The following is a 22,303-nucleotide window of genomic DNA, read 5'->3' as shown; positions in this document are numbered from 1 at the left end:
AAGTAGGTAGGTGAACGAATATGCGTATTACACAATCAATGCTCACAAGCAACTTTTTAGATAATTTAACGAGAAGCTACGACCGGTTGGGGCAATACCAAAATCAATTAGATAGCGGGAAAAAAATTGCTCGTCCGTCAGATAATCCAGTTGTTGCTATGAATGGTATTTTATATCGTTCTGATTTAAAAGAAATTGAACAGTATCAACACAATATCGGCGAAGTGTATGTCTGGATGGATAATTCGGATGACGTGCTTGATAAAACAACACAAGTACTACAACGTGTCCACGAATTAACGACGCAAGCAAGTAACGATACGTATGAAGAAAATCAACGACTAGATATGGCGAAAGAAATCGAACAATTAACCGACCATATTAAAGATTTATTTAATACACAAATTGCTGGAAAATATGTTTTTAACGGAACAGATACAACGAATCCACCTGTAAATCGGTTAGATGATGGGACATATGGGGTGTCAGCGAACAACCAAACGTTTAATATTGAAGTCTTACCCGGCATTCAAATTGGCGTGAACGTAACCGCAGCTCAAATGTTCCCGAGTAAAATCGAATACCAGGATCCAAATTATCAATCATTTATTAAAGACCCAGCAACAGGAAATAAAATTCCGAACCCTGCCCCACCTGAAATGAAAGAAACGACACAACTATTTGAGATGCTTGGTCGTTTAAAAGAAACATTAACCACACGCGATGCAACTACAGGAAAACCAGCAACGGGGAAAGAAATTGGGGAATATTTAGCAGAAATAAGTACTCATATGGATCACATTACTGCACAACGGTCGGAACTAGGTGCGCGGATGAACCGGGTTCAAATGATTGACGACCGGTTAGACCAACAAGAAGTTTCGGCAAATAAAATGCTTTCAGATAACGAAGATGTCGAATTTGAAAAAGTTGTGATGAACTTAAAAATTCAAGAAAGTATCCACCGAGCAGCTTTATCTGTCGGTGCACGGATTATTCAGCCGACATTAATGGACTTCTTAAGATAAGCTATTCTGTGGAATAGCTTATTTTTTTCACACGGAGGGGAAAAAAATGAACATACCACAACTCATTCACTACCCAACCCATGCTAAATTAAGTATCCAAACAACCAAACCACAATTAGAAGTGAACCAACAAAACGCACAACTAAATTATCAATCAACACCAGCCAAATGGCAGATTACCCGAATACCAGGAAAACTAACTATTGACCAATCGGCCGCATGGGCATCGATGAATTTAAAACCAGTGATGCAAGTCATTCGTGAAGAAGCACAACGCGGCAACCAAACAGTCCTACAAACAACTGCACGACTAAGCCAAGAAGGCGACGAAATGATGGCCATCGAAAGTGGTGGCAAACCACTGATTGATCAAGCTGTCCGCAACGCTTACACGCCGGAATACGACACAAATATCGGCTTCATCCCGCCGGTTGGCAGTGTGAAAATCAACTACGAACCATCAAAGCTAAACATTAACTGGGATATAAGAAAACCAAATATATCATGGCAAACATACAAAACAGGTTACAATTATACGCCAGGGCGGGTAATGTATAGGATGGAGCAAAACCCATCACTCCAATTTGATGTAAGATCTTAAGGAAGGCGTGATACGCATGCAAACGATTCACACAAAATACCACGGAATCATCGAAATCGAATCAGATAAAATCATTACATTCGAACAAGGCATTCCAAGCTTTGAAGAAGAAAAACAATTCGTCATCCTACCATTTTCCAACGAAGACCCATTTTTCATTTTGCAATCTATCCACACAGAAGCACTTGCTTTCGTCATGACAAGCCCATTCGTTTTTTATCCGAACTACGACATTAAACTAGACGAAGCAACGGTATTAGCATTAAATTTAACCAAACAAGAAGAGGCTCTCGTATATGCCATCTTGACGATTAAAAAACCATTTGACGAATCAACCATCAATTTACAAGCGCCCATTATTATTAACACCAAAAAGCAAAAAGCAAAACAAGTTATTTTAAACGACAACAGATACGCTATTAATGAACCGCTTGTAAAAAAAGAAGCAGGTGTTTAATATGCTAGTATTATCCAGAAAAAAGGGCGAATCAATTCAAATCGGACCAGACATTACATTAACGATTGTTCAAATTGACGGAGAACAAGTTAAAATCGGTATCAACGCACCAAAACAAGTAGAAATTTATCGAAAAGAAATCTTTGAAGAAATCCAAAAAGCAAACACAGAGGCATTAAATATTCCTAAAGATGCATTAGAAGCATTAACAAAAGCGATGAAAAAAGACTGACACACTTTAGTCACAGCAAAAAAATAAAAAAGTTAAAAAAACATTAAACATTACGGTAATCATCCCGATATATAAGATGACAGGTTAAGATACCTTAACCTACATATTACTAGACCACAAGGAAGTGGGCTACAACACTCAAGGAGGAATTTATTATGAGAATTAATAACAACATTCCAGCAATGAACTCACATCGTCAATTAACATTCAACAACACACAATCTGCGAAAAACATGGAGAAATTATCTTCAGGTTTCCGTATTAACCGTGCTGGCGACGATGCAGCAGGCTTAGCGATTTCAGAAAAAATGCGTGGACAAATCCGTGGATTAAACATGGCTTCTAAAAACGCACAAGACTCAATTTCTTTAATTCAAACAGCTGAAGGTGCTTTAAACGAAACACACTCTATTTTACAACGTATGCGTGAACTTGCAGTACAATCTGCGAATGATACAAACACAACTTCAGACCGTAAAGAAATTCAAAAAGAAATTGACCAATTAACTTCTGAAATTGACCGTATCGGTAATACAACGGAGTTTAACACTCAAAAATTATTAAACGGTGAAAAAGCAGGATTACGTGATGCAGTAGATGCAGAATTTACTTCACAAAATAACTCACGTGCTGACATTTCTTTAGCAACACTTTCTTCTGGACAAAAAGCCTTTTCTGGTACTGGAACAGTAATTATTACAAAAACTGGAGTAGATGCATCTGGTAAGGCAACATATGATGTCAAAGATCCGTTAGGAACTTTAACAGGTGTAGCTTTATCAAGTGGAAAACTTTCTGCAACAGGTCTTTCTTCCGGTATTGCAATTAATAATCTTGATCAATTAGATACTGGCGAAAGTGTAACAATTAGCATTAAAGGTGCAGATGCAGGAAATCAAAATGTTTCTGGTTCATTATCAATGCAAATTGGTGCGAACACAGGTCAAAATATTTTAATTGGTATTGAAGACATGCGTGCTGAAGCAATTGGCGTTCGTAATGCTAGTGGTAAAACATTAGATGTAACAGATGCGAAAAAAGCTTCTGCTGCCATTACAACTATCAATAATGCAATCGAAACTGTTTCTGAGCAACGTTCTAAATTAGGGGCATTCCAAAACCGTTTAGAACACACAATCAACAACTTAGGTACAGCTTCTGAAAACTTACAAGCTGCTGAAAGCCGTATTCGTGACGTTGACATGGCAAAAGAAATGATGACATTCACGAAAAACAACATTCTTACTCAAGCTGCTCAAGCAATGCTTGCTCAAGCTAACCAACAACCACAAGGCGTACTTCAATTACTTCGTTAATTAATGTACCGTCTTATATGCAAAAGAGATTCCTTTTTTAGGAGTCTCTTTTGTTTTTCTAAAGAAAAAAGCGGGTATTGACGATAAATAAGATAGTAGAGAAGTTTCGTGCTGGAGGGAATTATGAAAATTTTATTTGATGATAAATTAAAAGAAGTAAATAAAGTAGAAGAAGCAATGCAGGAGATTGGACAGATGATTCAAAATGAAATTCATAACCAACATTTAGTTTTTACGCATTGTGTGATTGACGGGATAGAAGTATATGAGCAAATTGAAAATTATTTAGACGAACATAAAGAAATCATTCAAGAAATACATCTACAAGCATCTACACGTGATGAAATCATTAATAATATGTTAATAGAAGCGGAAAACTATTTAAATCGAGCACTTCCAGCTTTAAAAGATTTAGTAGATACGTTTTATCAAGGAGCAACGAATAAAACATGGGGAGATTTTCAACAATTTTTAGAAGCAACAAGTTGGTTATTCTCGATGATACAGTCTATTGACCAAATTAAACAACCTACTAATTGGGATGCTTATTTAACGATAATGGCTGAATTACAAAATGAATTGACATCGGTTATGGAAGCGATTGAAAACCAAGATGAATCATTGATTGCGGATTTATTACAATATGAAATCACACCATTATTAGAAACATTAAAAGCAGAAATAACAACAACGATTGACAAGGAAGGTACACGTCATGATATTAGTTGATAATATTACATTTTTACGTCAACGTTTTCCTAATGTTAGAGAAAAATTAAAAAAGTTCGATGGTCGATCATTAGAACAGGTAAAGATAGTGGATTCAAAAGTAGGACTTCCGACAATCCAAGTAACGAATGAAAATAAGTCTATTTTTTTACATAGTAAGTATGATCCAATGAAAGAAGCAGAACGGTTTATTAAGCAATTTAAAGACGTAGAATCGTATGAACATATTCTTTTTTACGGAATTGGATTTGGATATCATATTGAAAAATTTTTGGGAATGTATCCTGAAGTTTCCTTTTCTGTTTATGAACCAAATGAAGAAATAATGTATGCATTTTTAGAAAATATTCCTTTGAAAAAAAGTATCGTTCATCAAGCAATGTTTTTGGACGTACAATCTTTCGAAACAGATTTACAGTTCTTTTTAAGAAATGTATTAGGAACTGTTGATGGAAATGTATTAATTGTTACATTGCCTAGCTATGAGAACATTTTTAAAGAAGGATGTACAGATTTTTACCAAAAATTTAAAGAATTAACACGTCGTCATCGCAATGAAGTTTTAACGGATTTTTCTTTTGAAAAGCGTTGGGTGATTAATAGTATGTTGAACTTTAAATATGTACTCGATACACCTAATATTTTACATGATGTTAATAAAGAAAAATTTAAAGATAAGCCAGCAATTATAGTTTCTGCCGGTCCTTCTTTATCTGAAGAAATTGAAAACCTGCGTTATATAAAAGAAAATAAGTTAGCCTATATTTTTTCAGTAGGTTCAGCAATTAATGCTCTGATAGAAAATGATCTTTATCCCGACGCCATGTGTACGTATGACCCAAAAGAACGAAATCAATATAATTTTGAAAAAGTTATTCATTTAGGTATTGATAATATACCAATGATTTTTGCATCAAGTGTTGGTTATGAACTGTTAGAAAAATATAAAGGCCCTAAGATGCATCTGATAACCACACAAGATACAGTATCACCAAATTATTTAAGATTAAAAAATAGAGAAGAAGAGATACAGGGTGTTCGTGATGCGCCTTCAATTGCAGTACTTACATTACAACTGTTATATGCATTAAATTGCAATCCTATTATCTTAGTCGGACAAAATTTGGCATATAAAAATAATAAAAGATTTGCAGAGGGTATTAACACTCAAAATATTAACCCTATAGTTAGTGATAATGATTTTAAAAATGCTATGGAAGTTGAAAGTAATAATGGCGATAAAGTTTTAACGGATGAAGGTTTTATAGGGATGCGTAATCAAATGGAGATGTATATAAATAATTTTCCAAAAAAAGATATTATTAATACGACAAAAGATGGGGCAAGAATTAGGGGCACGATTTTTAAGGAACTAGCAGAAGTCATAGAGAGCTTTGAAGAACCTGTAGTTAAGGATTTCTTGGAAAATAATAATCAATATAATCTTGATTATGTGAAAAATCAAAATAAAAAAATGAAAGAGTCCTTAGAGAATTTTTTTGACCAATTTGAAGATGTAAGAAAAATGTTAAAAAAAATGGATTTGTATCGTAAACAACATAATATGAAAGAGTTGCCTTCTATTTTTACTTTGTTTGATTATAAATTTAGTGACATGATAAATAGTATTTTTTATCAAACATTTGTCAATCCAATGATTCGTGTTGAGTTTGAATTTCTACAGAAAAAGGTTCAAATGATTAGAAATGAAACTAATGTTATAAAAAAAGCGAAGGATATAGTAAATAACTTTGGGAATTTACTTTATCAAATTGAGTCTATCTTCCCAACAATACTTTATTGTTTTAACGACATGGAGAATTTTATTGATAAAAAAACAAAGTAGTTGAGAAGTCTTCCATTATAGAGGTTTTCCTATCTTTATGGAGGAAGGGATAAAATAAACAATGTATATAGGTTATAAATTTAGTATGTAGATGATTATAAAAGTAGGAAGAGGATTATGTGTAATGAAAAAATTAAATGTATTACATTTAGCAAGTTTTCATGGAAATATTGGAGATAATGCTAATCATAACGGAGTGCGTAATTTATTAAAAAAAAATTTGGATTTTGAACTAGTATATACTGATTTGGAAATCAGAAGACATTATTGGGGAGAGTGGGATTTTGATGATACTTTTATCGAGAAGGTTAACCAATTTGATTTATTGATTATTGGTGGAGGAAACTATTTCGAATTATGGGTTGAGAAATCTAAAACGGGTACAACGATAGACTTAAGTCCTGAACAGTTAGCAAAAATAAATATCCCTATTTTATTTAATGGACTCGGTTGTGATCCAAATAAAGGTTATACATCAGAGACTTTAACAAAGTTTAAAAAATTTCTTGATTACACATTACATTCTGAAAAGTGTTTAGTCTCTGTAAGAAATGATGGATCATTAGATAATATAAAAGATTTAATTGGATTAGAATATGCTAATAAAATATATGAAATACCAGATGGTGGTTTTTTTTATAACCTAATAAAATCCGATTTTGGCCAAAATTTAATTGGAGATGGAATGAATATTGCTATAAATTTGGCGGGCGATATGTTAGAAAGAAGATTTTCTGGAGAAGTCACTTATAAAGAGTTTATTAGGAAATTTTCTCTATACTTAGAAAGTCTTTTTCAAGATATGCCTAGCTTAAATATTATATTTATTCCGCACATTTTTAGAGATTTAAGCATTATATTTGATGTTTTAGAAAATATTAATGATAAATATCGACGGACTAATATTAGTGTTGCACCATGTATTCAAGGGGATGATAAATTTCATCATATCTTTGATATTTATTCTCGTTGTAATTTGGTGTTAGGAACTAGGTTTCATTCTAATGTTTGTAATATAGCCCTTGGTATTCCAACTATTGGATTAGTATGTTACCCAAATGTAAAAAACTTATATAAATCTCTAGGATTGGAAGATAGAATTGTTGATTTAAAGGATAATAATTTTGACCATGTATTGAGAATAATAACTAATGATACAATAAATAATTTCAATAAAATCAAAGAAGATTATGATAATAAAAAACAGCATTTGTTGGAAAATGCCAACGAATTTCATTGTTTAGTAAATGAATGGTTGAAAAAATTTTATTAATAATAAAAGGATAGAGATATAAATTCAAACAGTTGCGTGGGAAATATGTTGAAAGGGAGGTAGTATATTGACTAATCCGTTTATAAAAATAGGAAAAAGATATATTGGGTTAGACCATAAGCCACTAGTTATTTGTGAAATAGGTATTAATCATGAAGGTAGTTTAAGTGTAGCCAAACAAATGGTTGATGCTGCTTACGAAGCGGGGGCAGAAGTTATTAAGCATCAAACTCATGTAGTTGAAGACGAGATGAGTAAAGAAGCGAAAAAGGTAATTCCAGGAAATACAGATGTTTCAATTTATGAAGTAATGGAACGTTGTGCATTAAATGAGAAAGAAGAAATAGAATTAAAAAAATATGTAGAATCTAAAGGGATGATTTTTCTTAGTACACCTTTTTCTAGAGCCGCAGCTAATAGACTGGAGAAAATGGGGGTTATTGCTTATAAAATTGGGTCAGGAGAATGTAATAACTATCCACTAATTGAGCATATCGCCTCTTTTGGTAAACCAATGATTATTTCCACAGGAATGAATAATATAGAGAGTGTAAGAAAGACTGTAACTATTCTTGAAAGCTTTCATGTTCCTTATGCCTTATTGCATTGTACGAATATTTATCCTACGCCAGCTGAATTAGTAAGACTAGGTGGTATGGTCGAATTAATGAAAGAGTTTCCACATGCGGTTATCGGCTTGTCAGATCATACATTGAATAATAATGCTTGTCTTGCTGCAACTGCATTAGGCGCTTCCATTTTAGAACGACATTTTACTGATTCAAAAAGTAGAAAAGGTCCAGATATTGTGTGTTCTATGAATCCAAAAGAACTTTCAGAATTAATGAAATCTTCTATGGAAATTTCTTTAATGCGTGGAGGGAAAAAAGAAGCGATACCTGAAGAAAAAGTTACAATAGATTTTGCATTTTCAACAGTAGTTAGTACAAAGTCTATTAAAACAGGAGAGATTTTAACAAAAGAAAATATATGGGTAAAACGTCCTGGTACAGGTGAAATTAAAGCAGAGTTTTATAAAAGATTATTAGGAAAAAAAGTTTTAAGAGATATTGCAAAAGATGAACATTTAAAATGGAGCGATATTGAAAAGATAGTTGGAGAATAAACGTTATGAAGAAAATTTTATTTGTTACTGGAACTAGAGCGGACTACGGAAAAATAAAATCATTAATGAAAAGAATTGAAGAAACACCAAAATTCAAACTATTAATTTTTGTTACAGGAATGCACATGCTTTCAAAATACGGTTCGACCTGGACCGAAATAGTAAAAGATGGATTTAAAAATGTGTATCAGTATATTAATCAAAAAAATCAATCAGATATGGATATTACTTTGAGCAATACAATATTAGGTTTAAGTAATTACGTTGAAGAAATAAAACCAGACTTAATAGTAGTACATGGAGATAGATTAGAAGCATTGGCAGGTGCAATTGTTGGAAGTTTTAATAATATTAAAGTAGCCCATATTGAAGGTGGAGAAGTTTCTGGAACAATAGATGAATCCATCCGACATGCAATCACAAAATTTTCGCATATTCATTTGGTTAGCAATGAGAGGGCAAGGCAACGCGTATTACAATTAGGCGAAAGCAATGAGTCTATTTTTATAATAGGATCTCCTGATATTGATATTATGCTATCAGATACATTACCTAATTTAGATGTAGTGAAAGAAAGATATGAAATTTTTTTTAATAGATATGCAATATTTATGTATCATCCTGTTACGACAGAATTAAATTTGTTAGATAAAAAAGTTAATTTAATTATTGAATCACTAAAAAAAACAGGAAGGAATTATATTGTTATCTATCCAAATAATGATCCAGGGAGTACTTCTATTATCAATACTTATCAACAATTAGAAGATGAACTACAATTTAGAGTTATTCCATCCATGAGATTTGAATATTTTTTAACCCTTATGAAATATGCTGAGTTTATTATTGGAAATTCAAGTGCTGGAATCATGGAAGCAGGAGTATACGGAACACCAGCTATAGATATCGGTAATAGACAAAAAGGTCGTTATCAAATTGAAAATATGAAAAATATTGTCCATGTTAATGAGGATAAAGATGAAATTATTAAAGCTATAGAGGAAGTTCATTTAAAAAAACAAGAAAATAATATATTTGGTAATGGAAAAAGTAGTGAAAAGTTCATTAAAATATTGAATTCTGAAGAATTGTGGAAAATAAACATTCAAAAAAAATTTATTGATACGGAAAATTATTAAGAATAAAAAGGGGTTAAGTAGATGTATCACAACTTCTCTTTTGTTGCTATTATTCCTGCAAGAGGTGGAAGCAAGGGCATACCTAACAAAAATATTATTGAAGTTTGCGAAAAACCATTAATTCAATACACGATAGAATCAGCGAAACAATCAAAATATCTTGATGATATCATCGTTTCTACCGATTCTGAACAAATTGCAAATATTGCTCGAAATCTTGGAGCAAGTATTCCCTTTTTACGCCCTTCATGGTTAGCAACTGATGAGTCAAAAACAATTGATACTGTTATTTTTACATTAGATAAGTTAAATGAATTTGGTGAATTTTATGATTACGTTGTGTTACTACAGCCTACACAACCTTTGAGAAAGTCATTACACATTGATGAAGCTATTGAGAAAATTATAAAATATAAACTAGAAAGTTTAGTCAGTGTATCTAAAGTCAAAGAACATCCTATTTTAATGAGAACAATCCGAGAAGATGAGACATTAAAAAATATTTTAAATATAAATAGTACGATTAGACGTCAAGATTTTCCAGATGTATATAAAGTTAACGGTGCAATATATATCAATAAAATTAATAAGTCATTAAACAAGAATACTAGTTTAAATGATAATAAACTAAGTTATATTATGGATGAAAAATATGATTTAGATATAGATAGTATGACTGATTTGAATATACTAAAAAAAATACTATGTCATAACTTCACTTTCAAATCCTAAAAGGTCAAGATATTTTTTACATCTTCACAAAGTACATAAAATAGATTGCCAATTTATTAGGAATAGTTTTCTTTCTTATTTGTGTAAAATAGTCAAAATATAACCGGTAAAGACATCGGTTGTCTTTTTAATGAATACATCATAAAAATGACGTTACAATACTTTTTCTAACTTTAACAGTGACTTATTTCTTTGAAAAATATTTTAATCTACAAATAAAGCAACCTTCACTTATGGTATTTCTTTATTAGATAACAAATTTTATAAATTTATATACTTGTATAGGGGTGAAAACATGGACATTGCAATCATTGGGAGTGGGCATATAGGTTCAAGACATTTACAATCCATGTCTAAATTGGATGATTCCTCTAATATTTTTGTTGTGGATCCTAGTATTGAGTCTTTAAAGTCTGCGGAAAATCATTATAAAGAAGTAAACTTGAAATGCCAACACAATTTAACCTTTACTACGAATTTAAATGAAATTCCTAAAGTATTGGATGGCGTTATTATAGCCACTTCTTCAATGATGCGTAAAGAAGTTATTAAACAACTGCTCTATCATGCAAATTCGATACAATTTTTAATTTTGGAGAAATTTTTATTTCCGAGTATAGATGATTTTCAAGAAGTGAAAACTATATTACAGGAAAAGGGGATTTTGAATTATACTTATGTAAATTGTACAAGAAGAGAATATCCCTTCTACCATTTTTTAAAATCTAAACTTAAAACTTCACAATTTATTAATTTTAGAGTTAGTGGGAGCAACGTTGGTTTAGGTTCAAATGGCGTTCATTATTTAGATATATTTTCATATCTCATTAACGATAATGATATTAATATTTACTTTTCAGAATTGGATAATATTATTTTGCCAAGTAAAAGAGAAGGATACATTGAGTTTACAGGAAAATTAAAAGGTGTTTCAGATAAAAAAATGAAAGCGGACATTACTATCGAATCATTTAAAGAACCTAATATTCCAATTACAATCACTATTGAAAGTGATAATCTAAAATGTATTATAAACAAAAAAGAAAAAAACATTCTTTTGTTTCAGAAACAAAATCAATGGAAAGAAGAATATATCGATTATCCAAATATATTAATTAGTGAAGTAAGTCATGTAATTATAAAAAAATTATTTGAACAAAAACAATGTAATTTAACTCCTTATTTAAAATCCATGGAATTACATCAATTATTATTGAGGGAGTTTTTAAGAAAACTTTCTTATATTGAAGGAAAGAGAGTGACTATATGTCCAATAACTTAACAAAGTCACCAATTGTTATAATAGGTGCTGGAAATATGGCTATGGAATACGTAAAGGTGTTAAAAAGTTTATCTCAAAATGTCGTGGTCGTAGGTAGAAGTCAAACATCAGCTTCGTTTTTTACCGAAAAAACTGGTTTTTTTGTTTATGAAGGAGGTATTTCTAAAAATAAAAAAATTTTAGTTGGTTGTAAAACTGCTATTATAGCAGTTAATATAGATCAATTATTTGATGTTGCATTACAATTACTAGAACTAGAATTTAAAAAAATATTAATAGAAAAACCTGCAGCATTAAATAGTGAACAAATTCATCGGTTGGAAAAAGCAGCTCAATTATATAATGCAAAAGTGTATGTTGCCTATAATCGTCGGTTCTACTCATCCGTACAAACAGCCAAACAAATGATTCAAAAGGATGGTGGAGTAACGTCATTTCATTTTGAGTTTACAGAATGGAGTCATCAAATTAAAGATTTAAATAAGCCAGAAGAAGTTTTTCATCAATGGTTTCTAGGAAATTCATCGCATGTGGTTGATTTAGCCTTCTTTTTGGGGGGGTTTCCAAAAGAAATACAAAGTTACGTAAGTGGTTCACTTCCTTGGCATCCAAATGGTTCCATTTTTGCAGGAGCGGGGATGACGGAAAAAGGTGCCCTTTTTTCCTATCAGGCAAATTGGGAAGCGCCAGGAAGATGGGGAGTAGAAATATTAACAAAAAAACATCGTTATATTTTTCGACCGTTAGAACAATTGCATATTCAAGCGATTGGATCGGTATCAATTAATAAAGTTAATCTCAATGATGAAAAAGACCAATTATTTAAACCCGGTTTATACAATCAGACAGTTGCTTTTTTAAATAATCCTGAAACATCGGATTTATTGCCGATTGAGGTCCATGATCATGTAGTGCGTACTATGTATCGTAAAATGGTAAAAAGAAAAATATAAGAAATGGAATTGAGGGCAAATGAGAATTGTTGTTGTCGGGGATTCACTAGGTTTACCAAGACCACATAGAATTAATAATTATACTCCAGATGAAACTGAGTTAGCAGTTCATTATGAACATACGTATAGCTCAATAATTGCAAAGGAATGGAAAGATTCTAATATTGAAGTGATTAATCGTTCTCAAAGATTTTATACGATTAAAGATATATACAATCAGTTTGCTGATCATTTATTTTTTTATGAGCCCGATGTGATGGTACTACAAGCTGGAATTGTAGATTGTTGGTTTCGTGAACAATTAAATGGCAGACAAATGGTCCCGATTTTAGAGTTCAAAGGGTATGTAAACAAAATAATAGAATTAATGAATCTTAGGCCGAAAGTAAAAATGATTATTGTTGGAATTTGTCCAACATCTAAGAAAATGGAGAAGCAATATCCAGGAATCTTAAAAGAGATTATCGAATATAATAAAATTTACCGAGGAGTCAGTGATAACTGTCAGATTTTTTATTTAGATATGGAAAAACATATTCAACCAGATAATCCTCATCAGTACTTATTACCAGATGATCATCACTTAAATCAAGAGGGAAATCGTTTAGTGGCAACTGAGTTGAGTAGTTTTTTGAAAGCATTTTATGAGAATGTATTAGGAAGTTATGCGTATAATGAAAATAAAATTCAAGAGGCATATGAGCATTTTCAAACGTCTTATAAAGCTATTCCATATTACGAGGATAATTTATATAATTTTTTAATTACGCTTCTTCAATTAAAAAAGAATGAGGAATTAAAAGAATTAATAAGCAATATTCAAAAACGGTTTAATATAAAGGATATGGAAGTAATAGAGTTAATTAAAACAATCAAATCAAATTTTAACTATTAGTGAAGGAAGAACTAAAATCCCCACTTCTAGCATACTTCATTATACTAATCATTTTTTCCCTTCCATTTATACTGTTAGTAGTTCACAAAATGAATATGAAATGCATTTTGACGTAGCCTTTCCATGACTATATATAAGGCTAGCAAACCGAACGCTTCCTTTTTTCTAAATGTATTTTCTATAAAAAAATTCCCCTATAACCATTTTAAAAATAGGTAAAAGGGGGTATTATATTAAAATAAGAGGCATGAAAAAATAACTATATAATTACAAAAAAATACAAGTTTCAATCAAGTAAAAAAAGTAGACTTGTAATTATAAACAGAAGGGGACGAAGTATATGACATTGCGAAAAAAACTATTGATTAGTTTTTCTATCGTTAATATTTGTTTACTGATCGTAGCTAGTCTTGGTATTGGATCGCTCATGAAAACAAATAAAGCGTATGAAAACATTTTAGAAAAACGAGTAGATATTCTATTTGAAATGCACCAACTAATTGAGATTGTGTATGATGAACAAAAAACAAATCGAGGTTATTTTTTATATAATGACCAAATGTACATGGATGATTTTTATAAACTGACAAAAGAATTTGAGAAAACATCAGATGAGATTTTAAAAAATGCAACAAATGAAGATATAAAACAAATTATGTATGAAATTATCGATTTACACAATCAATATAATAAAGAAATAGAAGATGCTGTAAACGCGATGAATAATGGTACGATGACTCGTGAGCAAGCGTTAGAAGAAGTAAAACAAGCAGGGGAAATAGGGATAGAATTTGCAGCAAAAGCAGATAAAGCAGTACAATTACAAACAGATCTTGTAAAACAAGACCGCGATAATGTAACAAAATCTAGTCAAACAACATTAGTAGCGATTATTGTGGTAACTGTTTTAGCAGCGATTGTCGCGATTGTAATCGCCTTTACAACTAGTCGTAGCATCACAGTTCCAATTAATCGATTACGCGAAAATGCAGATCAAACGGCAGATGGCAATTTAACAAGCGAAGATTTACAAGCAACTACAAAAGATGAAATTGCAGCTTTAGTAAAATCGTTTAATAGTATGAAACATAATTTAAGAACCGTTTTAACTAATATTCAAATGATGGCTCATCGTGTTGGTAATGCAACAGGTCAGTTAGCAACAAGCGGGGAAGAAACAGTGAAAGCATCAAACGATATGGCGACGCAAATTCAAGACATTGCAGAACATGCAGAGCAATCGTCATATACAACGAAAGAAGCGGCTTCGGCAATGGAAGAAATGGCTGTGGCAGTTCAACGTATTGCGGAAAATACATCCGAAATCTCAGATATTTCTGCCGATACAGCGCGTGAATCAGTAGACGGACGAGCAGCAGTTGATTCAGCAATCCAACAAATGCAATCCATTCAACTGACAGTTGGTCAGTTAGCGCAAGTCATTAGTCATTTAAATGAACGTTCTTCTCAAATTGGAGAAATTACGGAAGTGATTTCAGCTATTTCTGCTCAAACAAATCTATTGTCGTTAAATGCTGCGATTGAAGCAGCGCGTGCTGGTGAACAAGGAAAAGGATTTGCGGTAGTAGCGGAAGAAATTCGTAAACTAGCAGAACAGTCTAGTCGTTCGACAGAAGAAATTGCAAAATTAATTTCGGAAATTCAACTTGAAACATCCAATGCTGTTCAAGCGATGGAACAAGGTACAAATGAAGTAGAAAAAGGGGTAACAGTTGTAGAACATGCGGGAGGCTCCTTTAGTCAAATCAATGGTTTAATCCAAAAAGTAGCTTCTCAAATCGAAGAAGTTTCTGCTGCATCAGAAGAACTTTCTGCAAGTGTAGAAGAAGTAACAGCTTCTGTTCAAGATGTTGCTGCACAAGCTGGTGATGTAAGCAATGCCACACAATCTGTTGCTGCAGGTAGTGAAGAATTATTAGCTACGATGGAAGAAGTCGAAAAACGATTAGAAGAATTAAATGGTATCGTTCGAGAAATGAACCAAGAAACAGATCGTTTTACATTATAATGCATACAAAAATCCTACAGAATTTTTTGTTCTGTAGGATTTTTGCTATTTTATCGACTTATTTGTCATCTACCCAGTACATTAATGCAATGGCACCTGGACCAGTGTGTGTGCCAATGACACCACCTGTTTCATAAATAGGAACGTTAGTAATGTCGTCGCGTAATTCGATTAACGAATCTTTTAATTTATTTGCTAGTTCTTTTGCTTCTAATTGGGCAATGCCAATTCCTTTAATCACTTTATTCGATCCATCTTCTTCGATAAATTGTAAAAATTGTTTGATTACTTGCATATGGCTTCGTGCTTTGCTGACAGGTTCTAACGCGCCTTCTTTCAGTGTGGCAATCGGTTTAATTTTTAACAATGACCCGATAAATGCTTTTGCTTTTCCGATACGACCACCTTTCATTAAATATTCTAACGTGTCGACCATAATATACAAGAAAGAGTGATCCCGGATGTATGCAAGTCGTGGTAAAATTTCTTCGACCTTTGCGCCTTCTTTTGCCATTTTTGCTGCTTCAATGACTTGGAAATTTAATGCAGTAGAAATATAGCGGGAATCGACGACCGTTACTTTCGTATCAACCATATTGGCAGCTGTTTCTGCTGCACGAACAGTTCCACTCATTTCGCCTGTCATATGAATCGACAGCACTTCGTATCCTTCTTTGCCAAGTCGTTCGTATAGTTCTACAAATGTACCGATGGCTGGTTGCGAGCTTTTCGGAAATTCCTCCGCATTTTTTAACATGTGAACAAATTCTGCAGACGTATAATCGACGTGGTCTAAATAAGATTTTCCATTAAACGTAATCGATAATGGAATCATTTCAATTTCTAATTCTTCTAAAAGCTGTTTATCTAAATCTACCGTTGAGTCTGTAACAATTTTAATTTTAGACATGAAAAACTCCTTATAATACGCGTATTTCAATCTCTCTTTGTTTATTATCTATTAAAATTCTGATAAATCAAGCAAACGATCAAAAAGTTCGACAATTTTTTTAATTTGCTCGATGTTGACATAATTCTTGAAACGGACAACGTTGACATTTTTTCGGTTCTGGATAAGCAGGGAAGTCGGTTAAATCGACAGGCTGATTTTGTTCGACATCCACTAAATATTTTTTCATTTCTTCGATGCTTGCTTTCATTGTGTAGTCGATGCGATGCAACAAATCATTCGATAACGTATATTCTTTCGTTTTCCCTAAAAACAAATATTCATTACGTATCACCAAATTATCTAAAGAAGCAAGCGTATACTTATCCATGACAAATAGGGCGTATAATGCTAACTGTAACGGGTCGTCTTCGTATTCATATCCGGTTTTCCAGTCCACGATATACCATGTACCATTATGATCCTTATATAAGACATCTAGGCTTACGTAGATTGGCAATTCTTCGATGAACATCCGGTCAAAACGTTCCACTTGGACAATGTGTGTAGATGAATCGGTTAAGGTCTCATACGACTTACTTTTATAAAAGTGAGTTGTACATCCATCAATCCGTTCATTCATTTCTGCAATTGCATCTGGTGAAATGGCACCGTCATAGTAAATTTCATGGAGCATTGGATATTTACTTGGCCGTTCTTGCCATAACTGTGGCATTTGTGTCGATATTTTAAACGCATTATTTAAATTTTTTCGAATCATTTGATTAAATCGTTCGGCGCTTGGAATCGGCCTACCGTCCATATAATCTTTTAACGATCGTTCAATAAATCCATGTGTGGCGCTCCCAAATAAAAGGGGCAACGTCGTTAACTTTTTTAACCGATAGGCATGCTTTGCTAACGGAGTAGCATTATTTAACCAACCGTTATGGGATACATAGTAATGAAAGGCATATTGCCGCGGACAGTTCATTAATGTTTTGTGTCGTGATAACGACCAGGAAAAGGTCGGATACGTTTGAATTTGAAAATCCATCGTTCAACTCCTAACTGCGTCTCTTTCCATTATACAATAACTCCGAATCTTTTTGAGTGCTTGTTTCCGCCACGATTTCACTGCTTCTACCGTTGTTTGTTCTAGTTCTGCAATTTGTTTTAAAGAATAATCTCGTTCAAATGTATAAACGAGCCACTTTTGCTGTTTGGGTGTTAATAAATCGACATATTCCTGTAACGTATCAAATGTGTTCATTTCATAAGATCCTTCTAGTTGTTCTTCAAACGTTGTCGGTGTTTCGGATTCATATTTCTTTTGTTTCTTTAAATAATCCAGCATGCGACCTCGAATTACCGTGTATGCATACGGCAAAAAAGCACCTTTTTCTTCTGAAAAAGAACGTTCCGCTTCCCATAATGCAATCAATCCTACCTGGTAGTACTCTTCTTTATTGCGGTAGACGTGTAATGTGTTCATCACGCGATAAATTAACGGCTCATATTGAAAAAGTAACTGATCAAATGACATGATTTCTCCTTGCAAGCGTACGTACGCTACTAGAATTCCGCGGTACTTTTACTATACGAAGGCTTGTGTAGTTTGTCATATGGCCAAAAATGAATATTGGAACGTTTTATTCCTTCAAATTTCGAAAAAAGGGCATTTTTTCACAAATTTCATACATATTTTGTTTTAATATATAAAATAATGTAAATATTTCGTAAATTTTGAATAGTATCTATTGTCATACTTTTGGTTGGGATTTACAATATTAGTAGAAAACAGAAAGTTGTTTTCGAGATGCCCCCTTTTTTATTATTTTTTCTACATAAAGGGTGAAGGGGGTGAAACGCAATGGCAGTTGAAAGCAAAATGAATACTCAGTTACGTCTAGTTCTGCAAAAGGGAGTGAATGCAAAAGGTGAAATGATGCTCGCTTCGAAGGTGATTACAGGACTTCATTTAGACGCTACAGCAGAACAATGTAATCGAATTGGACGCTTAATCGCGTCGTTGCAAAAGTTTCCATTAGAGCGCATTGAGCGTGTGGAGACAAACTTAATCCAAGAATAAGGAGGGATAGCCGATGCAAAAGAAAACATTAGCACTTCAATTTATGACAGACCAAGACAAAACGTTTACATTGTCGATTGATGCACCAGTAGAGCCAGTCAATGAAGCACTGGTGAACCAAGTAATGGACACAATCATCGCAGAAAAGTTCATTACGACAACGACAGGCTTTTTAAAAGCAAAAAAAGGTGCCCAAATCATCGACCGGTCTGTAGTTGAAATTACTGTTACACCATAATGACTAGGGAGTGGGGGGGAAGTGTGTGTTCCCCTCATTTTCTCATGAATAACAAGAAAGGAGTCTGATATGGAAGTTTGGTTATCGTTTATTCAAGAAGTTGGATTTCCAGCAGTTGTGACACTTTATTTGTTATATCGTATAGAAACAAAACTGGAAGCTCTGAATGGTTCTGTCATAGAGTTACCAGAAAAAATTGCAGAATGTACGATCAAAAATAGGGAGGTTTCATGATGACTGAAATATTAATGGAGTATCAATTGAATGAGAAAACGATGGCATTAATTCCAGCAAAGCATGAGAGAGCACAGACATTAGTCATGGAAACAGACGGAACATTTTATGTCCAAGAATCGATTGAATCTATTTTAGAACAAGCTTGTTTAGACGGTGGTTCGTCGTTAGAGGGACGAAGAAAATCAGTCATCCATCGCATTGGAGCAAAACATAAAGTGCCAATTCCGATTTGTCCGATTGCTGGTATTTATATGTTTCCAACAAGCGCAACAAAATCAATGAATTGCACATGGTTTAATTATCGTAAAATTATCCACATTGAACCCTTAATGGTGGAGAAATTGCCGAGTACAAAAGTTCTTTTTTTAAATAGTACATCCACGATTGTTCCAGTATCGTATCATATTATGGATTCACAACTACGAAGAACAGCACAATGTATTGCCCAATTTTCGCAGTCTGCCTTTCAACCAAATAAAGGATGGCCCTTATGATTGTTATTGATCCAGGCCATGGAGGAGTAGATGCGGGTGCCGTTGCGAATGGGATTCAGGAGAAAGACTGGGTGTTAGAAATATCACTCTATCAATTTAACCGATTAAAAGAATTAGGAGTGCCAGTCCGGTTAACACGTCATCAAGACGATACATTATCACCGAAAGAACGAGCAGCATTTGTAAAAAAAAGTGGTGCCCTTTATTGCATTAGCAATCATTTTAATGCTGGGGGCGGAGAAGGAGTAGAAACAATCCATTCGATTTTTAGTCGCGATACACTGGCAAAAGAATGTGCAGAAGCTATTCACAAGGCTGGTCAACCGTTGCGTCGTGCCTTTTCGAAAAAAGGACAAAATGGATATGACTATTACTTCATGCACCGCGACACAGGAAAAGTCGAAACCGTCATTGTAGAATACGGCTTTTTAGACAACGTTCGAGATTTCGCCCGCTTAAAAAACAAAGATTACCGTTTAACATTAGCAGAAGCTGTCGTACAAGTTCTTGCACGTCACTACCTACCATCACACATATCTCAAGAAAAGATAAGCTCAAAAATATACACCGTTCAAATTGGTGCTTTTAAACAAAAAACGAACGCTGAAAATTTAGTGAAAGAATTAAAAATAAAAGGATACGATGCATTTATTAAATAAGCCATTTTTAACATAGATAAAGGCCTAGAAAAATACTTATTTTTCTAGGCCTTCTTTACCTATTTAGCATTGTTTTTAGCTCTCATTAACGAGAAGTCAAAGCCCCACTGATGAAAGATTTCTTTATAATTTAAATTGTGTCGCCACATTGTTCATTTCATGAACAATGTTATGGACTTCTTTAATACGCATTTCGACTTCTTCCATCGTTGCTAGTAATACTTCACTTCCAGCAGCGATATTTTGAGTAGAAAGGTTGGTTTCATTTGATTGTTCCGCAACATTTTGGATAGAAGCGGTCACTTCTTCCACACTTGCTGATAATTCTTCTGAAGAGGAGGAGACAACTTCAATTTGCCCCGCTACTTTTTGGATCAATTCATTAATATTTGTAAACGATTGTCCTGCACCTTCAACAACACGTACCCCTTTTGCAACTTCTTCTGTTCCTTGCTCCATTGCTTTTACCGCATGAGTGGTATCATTTTGTATTTCTAAAATAAGTTGGGCGATTTCTTCTGTTGAACGACTCGATTGATCCGCTAGTTTACGAATTTCATCCGCCACAACTGCAAAACCTTTTCCGTGTTCCCCAGCACGAGCGGCTTCAATGGCTGCATTTAATGATAAAAGATTCGTTTGAGCAGAAATCGCTGAAATTACTTCTGTAATTTCACTAATTTGTGATGAGCGCTCATTTAATTGGGTAATCACTTGCGCTAGTTTACCTACCGTATCTTGAATAGATTTTATTTGGTTAATCGCTGATTTCACCGCTTCTTTTCCGTTAGTTGATTCAAAAGCTGTATCTGCTGAAAGGTCAGCAATTTCCGATGTGTTTTCTGCAATATGTTGAACGGAAACTGCCATTTCTTCCATTGCCACTGCTGCTTCTTGCGTTGTTTGAGAAGATTGAGTAGCGTGTTCAGCAATCTTTTGTACTTTTCCTGTCATCTCATTTGTTGCCTTCGTCGTTTCATCTCCACTTAAAGCGAGTTGGTTTGAAGAGACTTCAAGATTTTTAGCCATTGATTGAATATTCGTTAATACCACTTTTAAATGTTGTTTCATTTGATTAAATGATTGTACTAAAGCACCGATTTCATCTTTTGAATGGGATCTTAAATCATCTCCCGTTAAATCGCCGCTTGCTGCTTGATCTGCCTTTTTACGTAATTCGTTAACAGGTAGGCGAATACTGCGACTTGTAATAAAGGCAACGACGATACCGATGATTGTGGCAACCATGCTAATCATAATGATAAAGAGCAATGTTTGTCCGGAGCTCTTTTTCACTTTTTCACGCTCGTCTTTTACAATTTTCATTTGTAATTGTAAAAGTTTATCGGTTTTCTCTGAAAATTCATTCGCTATAGAACTTGCTTCTTTTGTATTCATTAATAACTGTTCTCGTTCCATGCTTTTTGTATCTTGAGCCCTGATTAAATCTGAGATATCAGATTGATACGTATGATGGATTTCATTTAATTCTTCTACTAAATTTTTTACTTCTTTATTGTCAGACATTTTTAAGATGTAATTTGATGTTTCTTCATATCCCTTTATTCGTTTCATAAAATTATCTTTATATTTTTGATCCCCGTAAAGAAAATAACCGCGTTCTGCTTTTTGTTCCCCATATACAATTTCTACCAATGTATTAATGTGAATGAGTACATCTACTTGATTTTCTAAAATATTCGTATACGCTCGATTTGTTTTAACAAGCGAACCAATACTTATTCCTGAAATGATTAGTAAACAAGCATTTACTAATAAAAAGCTAAATAATAATTTTTTCCGTAAGGTCATTACTCCATCTCCTAGTCTCATCTTTTACAAGTAAAGTGTGTAGGTACAGTTCTATAATGATTAATACCTATATCGGTATTAATCATTATATCACAACTTTTACGAAAATGAGTATTTAGTCTTAGTTTGGTAGCTTGATTTCTTAAAAAGGTAGAAAAATTTTGTTTTTTTTGTTGGGGAATTGTTAGGAATAGAGTCAGCGGTTGGATTGTTCTATGAGTAAAGATTGTTTCATTCGTTACTC

General features: G+C 33.3%; 24 protein-coding genes. 20 read left to right on the top strand and 4 right to left on the bottom strand.

What is annotated here, in order from left to right; genetic code table 11:
* Positions 1-20 precede the first annotated feature (20 nt).
* The 15 genes from flgL to BN1372_RS12355 all read left to right on the top strand — a co-directional run bounded on the left by flgL (position 21) and on the right by BN1372_RS12355 (position 15,638).
* Positions 21-1,028, top strand: coding sequence for a flagellar hook-associated protein FlgL (gene flgL / locus BN1372_RS12425; protein WP_062199951.1), 1,008 nt, complete (start codon positions 21-23; stop codon positions 1,026-1,028).
* 46 nt (positions 1,029-1,074) lie between these two features.
* Positions 1,075-1,629, top strand: coding sequence for a DUF6470 family protein (locus BN1372_RS12420; RefSeq protein WP_062199949.1), 555 nt, complete (start codon positions 1,075-1,077; stop codon positions 1,627-1,629).
* Between the two features lie 16 nt (positions 1,630-1,645).
* Positions 1,646-2,086 (top strand): flagellar assembly protein FliW, encoded by a 441-nt coding sequence (gene fliW, locus BN1372_RS12415; RefSeq protein ID WP_062199947.1) that lies wholly within the window; start codon positions 1,646-1,648, stop codon positions 2,084-2,086.
* 1 nt (position 2,087) lies between these two features.
* The gene (gene csrA, locus BN1372_RS12410; RefSeq protein WP_062199945.1) at positions 2,088-2,318 is read left to right on the top strand and encodes a carbon storage regulator CsrA; all 231 of its coding nucleotides are present in this window, start codon (positions 2,088-2,090) and stop codon (positions 2,316-2,318) included.
* A 155-nt stretch (positions 2,319-2,473) separates the two neighbouring features.
* Positions 2,474-3,634 (top strand): flagellin N-terminal helical domain-containing protein, encoded by a 1,161-nt coding sequence (locus BN1372_RS12405; RefSeq protein WP_062199943.1) that lies wholly within the window; start codon positions 2,474-2,476, stop codon positions 3,632-3,634.
* Between the two features lie 123 nt (positions 3,635-3,757).
* Positions 3,758-4,363: a DUF8042 domain-containing protein gene (locus BN1372_RS12400; RefSeq protein WP_062199941.1), complete on the top strand. Its 606-nt coding sequence runs from the start codon at positions 3,758-3,760 to the stop codon at positions 4,361-4,363.
* The gene (locus BN1372_RS12395; RefSeq protein ID WP_062199939.1) at positions 4,350-6,209 is read left to right on the top strand and encodes a motility associated factor glycosyltransferase family protein; all 1,860 of its coding nucleotides are present in this window, start codon (positions 4,350-4,352) and stop codon (positions 6,207-6,209) included. The genes BN1372_RS12400 and BN1372_RS12395 overlap by 14 nt, the downstream gene beginning before the upstream one ends.
* 124 nt (positions 6,210-6,333) lie before the next feature.
* Positions 6,334-7,482 (top strand): polysaccharide pyruvyl transferase family protein, encoded by a 1,149-nt coding sequence (locus BN1372_RS12390; RefSeq protein ID WP_062199937.1) that lies wholly within the window; start codon positions 6,334-6,336, stop codon positions 7,480-7,482.
* Between the two features lie 67 nt (positions 7,483-7,549).
* On the top strand, positions 7,550-8,608 hold the full coding sequence (locus tag BN1372_RS12385) for an N-acetylneuraminate synthase family protein (RefSeq protein WP_062199935.1): 1,059 nt from the start codon (positions 7,550-7,552) through the stop codon (positions 8,606-8,608).
* Positions 8,609-8,613: 5 nt separating this feature from the next.
* A complete protein-coding gene (gene neuC, locus BN1372_RS12380) occupies positions 8,614-9,747 on the top strand; it encodes a UDP-N-acetylglucosamine 2-epimerase (protein WP_062199933.1) in 1,134 nt (377 codons plus the stop codon).
* Between the two features lie 21 nt (positions 9,748-9,768).
* The gene (locus tag BN1372_RS12375; protein WP_062199931.1) at positions 9,769-10,479 is read left to right on the top strand and encodes an acylneuraminate cytidylyltransferase family protein; all 711 of its coding nucleotides are present in this window, start codon (positions 9,769-9,771) and stop codon (positions 10,477-10,479) included.
* Between the two features lie 295 nt (positions 10,480-10,774).
* On the top strand, positions 10,775-11,761 hold the full coding sequence (locus tag BN1372_RS12370; protein WP_062199930.1) for a Gfo/Idh/MocA family oxidoreductase: 987 nt from the start codon (positions 10,775-10,777) through the stop codon (positions 11,759-11,761).
* Positions 11,746-12,714, top strand: a complete 969-nt coding sequence (locus BN1372_RS12365; protein ID WP_062199928.1) for a Gfo/Idh/MocA family protein — start codon at positions 11,746-11,748, stop codon at positions 12,712-12,714. The genes BN1372_RS12370 and BN1372_RS12365 overlap by 16 nt, the downstream gene beginning before the upstream one ends.
* Before the next feature lie 19 nt (positions 12,715-12,733).
* Entirely contained in the window at positions 12,734-13,609 is an 876-nt protein-coding gene (locus BN1372_RS12360) for an SGNH/GDSL hydrolase family protein (RefSeq protein WP_062199926.1), read from the top strand.
* Positions 13,610-13,949: 340 nt separating this feature from the next.
* Complete coding sequence (locus BN1372_RS12355) at positions 13,950-15,638, top strand: methyl-accepting chemotaxis protein (protein WP_062199924.1); 1,689 nt, start codon at positions 13,950-13,952, stop codon at positions 15,636-15,638.
* 58 nt (positions 15,639-15,696) lie between these two features.
* Here BN1372_RS12355 and BN1372_RS12350 read toward each other — a convergent pair whose 3' ends face one another.
* From BN1372_RS12350 to BN1372_RS12340, 3 genes are all read right to left on the bottom strand, one after another.
* Positions 15,697-16,548, bottom strand: coding sequence for a DegV family protein (locus tag BN1372_RS12350; RefSeq protein WP_062199922.1), 852 nt, complete (start codon positions 16,546-16,548; stop codon positions 15,697-15,699).
* A gap of 100 nt (positions 16,549-16,648) precedes the next feature.
* The gene (locus tag BN1372_RS12345; RefSeq protein WP_074018187.1) at positions 16,649-17,584 is read right to left on the bottom strand and encodes a PD-(D/E)XK nuclease family protein; all 936 of its coding nucleotides are present in this window, start codon (positions 17,582-17,584) and stop codon (positions 16,649-16,651) included.
* Between the two features lie 3 nt (positions 17,585-17,587).
* Positions 17,588-18,073: a sigma-70 family RNA polymerase sigma factor gene (locus tag BN1372_RS12340; protein ID WP_062199921.1), complete on the bottom strand. Its 486-nt coding sequence runs from the start codon at positions 18,071-18,073 to the stop codon at positions 17,588-17,590.
* 327 nt (positions 18,074-18,400) lie between these two features.
* Here BN1372_RS12340 and BN1372_RS12335 point away from each other — a divergent pair, with 327 nt between their 5' ends.
* The 5 genes from BN1372_RS12335 (at position 18,401) to BN1372_RS12315 (ending at position 20,247) form a co-directional block, all read left to right on the top strand.
* A complete protein-coding gene (locus BN1372_RS12335; RefSeq protein WP_062199919.1) occupies positions 18,401-18,619 on the top strand; it encodes a DUF1659 domain-containing protein in 219 nt (72 codons plus the stop codon).
* 13 nt (positions 18,620-18,632) lie between these two features.
* Positions 18,633-18,857, top strand: a complete 225-nt coding sequence (locus BN1372_RS12330) for a DUF2922 domain-containing protein (protein ID WP_062199917.1) — start codon at positions 18,633-18,635, stop codon at positions 18,855-18,857.
* A 69-nt stretch (positions 18,858-18,926) separates the two neighbouring features.
* Positions 18,927-19,091: a YvrJ family protein gene (locus BN1372_RS12325; RefSeq protein ID WP_062199915.1), complete on the top strand. Its 165-nt coding sequence runs from the start codon at positions 18,927-18,929 to the stop codon at positions 19,089-19,091.
* On the top strand, positions 19,091-19,588 hold the full coding sequence (locus BN1372_RS12320; RefSeq protein WP_062199913.1) for a competence protein ComK: 498 nt from the start codon (positions 19,091-19,093) through the stop codon (positions 19,586-19,588). The genes BN1372_RS12325 and BN1372_RS12320 overlap by 1 nt, the downstream gene beginning before the upstream one ends.
* Positions 19,585-20,247, top strand: coding sequence for an N-acetylmuramoyl-L-alanine amidase (locus BN1372_RS12315; protein WP_062199912.1), 663 nt, complete (start codon positions 19,585-19,587; stop codon positions 20,245-20,247). The genes BN1372_RS12320 and BN1372_RS12315 overlap by 4 nt, the downstream gene beginning before the upstream one ends.
* 123 nt (positions 20,248-20,370) lie before the next feature.
* Here BN1372_RS12315 and BN1372_RS12310 read toward each other — a convergent pair whose 3' ends face one another.
* Entirely contained in the window at positions 20,371-22,059 is a 1,689-nt protein-coding gene (locus tag BN1372_RS12310; RefSeq protein WP_062199909.1) for a methyl-accepting chemotaxis protein, read from the bottom strand.
* Positions 22,060-22,303 lie beyond the last annotated feature (244 nt).

Origin of the sequence: Massilibacterium senegalense (genome assembly GCF_001375675.1) — a bacterium.
In the GTDB taxonomy this organism is placed as follows: Bacteria; Bacillota; Bacilli; order Bacillales; family Massilibacteriaceae; genus Massilibacterium; species Massilibacterium senegalense.
The sequence above is the reverse complement of the archived record's forward strand: the minus strand, read 5'-3'. Positions and strand labels throughout refer to the sequence as shown.

Excerpts from the sequence above, each read along its gene's own strand:
- fliW (WP_062199947.1), top strand. The coding sequence starts at position 1,646 with ATGCAAACGATTCACACAAAATACCACGGAATCATCGAAATCGAATCA.
- neuC (WP_062199933.1), top strand. The coding sequence starts at position 8,614 with ATGAAGAAAATTTTATTTGTTACTGGAACTAGAGCGGACTACGGAAAA.
- BN1372_RS12350 (WP_062199922.1), bottom strand. The coding sequence starts at position 16,548 with ATGTCTAAAATTAAAATTGTTACAGACTCAACGGTAGATTTAGATAAA.
- csrA (WP_062199945.1), top strand. The coding sequence starts at position 2,088 with ATGCTAGTATTATCCAGAAAAAAGGGCGAATCAATTCAAATCGGACCA.
- BN1372_RS12320 (WP_062199913.1), top strand. The coding sequence starts at position 19,091 with ATGACTGAAATATTAATGGAGTATCAATTGAATGAGAAAACGATGGCA.
- BN1372_RS12315 (WP_062199912.1), top strand. The coding sequence starts at position 19,585 with ATGATTGTTATTGATCCAGGCCATGGAGGAGTAGATGCGGGTGCCGTT.
- BN1372_RS12340 (WP_062199921.1), bottom strand. The coding sequence starts at position 18,073 with ATGTCATTTGATCAGTTACTTTTTCAATATGAGCCGTTAATTTATCGC.
- BN1372_RS12330 (WP_062199917.1), top strand. The coding sequence starts at position 18,633 with ATGCAAAAGAAAACATTAGCACTTCAATTTATGACAGACCAAGACAAA.
- BN1372_RS12310 (WP_062199909.1), bottom strand. The coding sequence starts at position 22,059 with ATGACCTTACGGAAAAAATTATTATTTAGCTTTTTATTAGTAAATGCT.
- BN1372_RS12370 (WP_062199930.1), top strand. The coding sequence starts at position 10,775 with ATGGACATTGCAATCATTGGGAGTGGGCATATAGGTTCAAGACATTTA.
- BN1372_RS12400 (WP_062199941.1), top strand. The coding sequence starts at position 3,758 with ATGAAAATTTTATTTGATGATAAATTAAAAGAAGTAAATAAAGTAGAA.
- BN1372_RS12375 (WP_062199931.1), top strand. The coding sequence starts at position 9,769 with ATGTATCACAACTTCTCTTTTGTTGCTATTATTCCTGCAAGAGGTGGA.
- BN1372_RS12390 (WP_062199937.1), top strand. The coding sequence starts at position 6,334 with ATGAAAAAATTAAATGTATTACATTTAGCAAGTTTTCATGGAAATATT.
- flgL (WP_062199951.1), top strand. The coding sequence starts at position 21 with ATGCGTATTACACAATCAATGCTCACAAGCAACTTTTTAGATAATTTA.
- BN1372_RS12360 (WP_062199926.1), top strand. The coding sequence starts at position 12,734 with ATGAGAATTGTTGTTGTCGGGGATTCACTAGGTTTACCAAGACCACAT.
- BN1372_RS12325 (WP_062199915.1), top strand. The coding sequence starts at position 18,927 with ATGGAAGTTTGGTTATCGTTTATTCAAGAAGTTGGATTTCCAGCAGTT.
- BN1372_RS12420 (WP_062199949.1), top strand. The coding sequence starts at position 1,075 with ATGAACATACCACAACTCATTCACTACCCAACCCATGCTAAATTAAGT.
- BN1372_RS12345 (WP_074018187.1), bottom strand. The coding sequence starts at position 17,584 with ATGGATTTTCAAATTCAAACGTATCCGACCTTTTCCTGGTCGTTATCA.
- BN1372_RS12335 (WP_062199919.1), top strand. The coding sequence starts at position 18,401 with ATGGCAGTTGAAAGCAAAATGAATACTCAGTTACGTCTAGTTCTGCAA.
- BN1372_RS12355 (WP_062199924.1), top strand. The coding sequence starts at position 13,950 with ATGACATTGCGAAAAAAACTATTGATTAGTTTTTCTATCGTTAATATT.
- BN1372_RS12365 (WP_062199928.1), top strand. The coding sequence starts at position 11,746 with ATGTCCAATAACTTAACAAAGTCACCAATTGTTATAATAGGTGCTGGA.
- BN1372_RS12405 (WP_062199943.1), top strand. The coding sequence starts at position 2,474 with ATGAGAATTAATAACAACATTCCAGCAATGAACTCACATCGTCAATTA.
- BN1372_RS12395 (WP_062199939.1), top strand. The coding sequence starts at position 4,350 with ATGATATTAGTTGATAATATTACATTTTTACGTCAACGTTTTCCTAAT.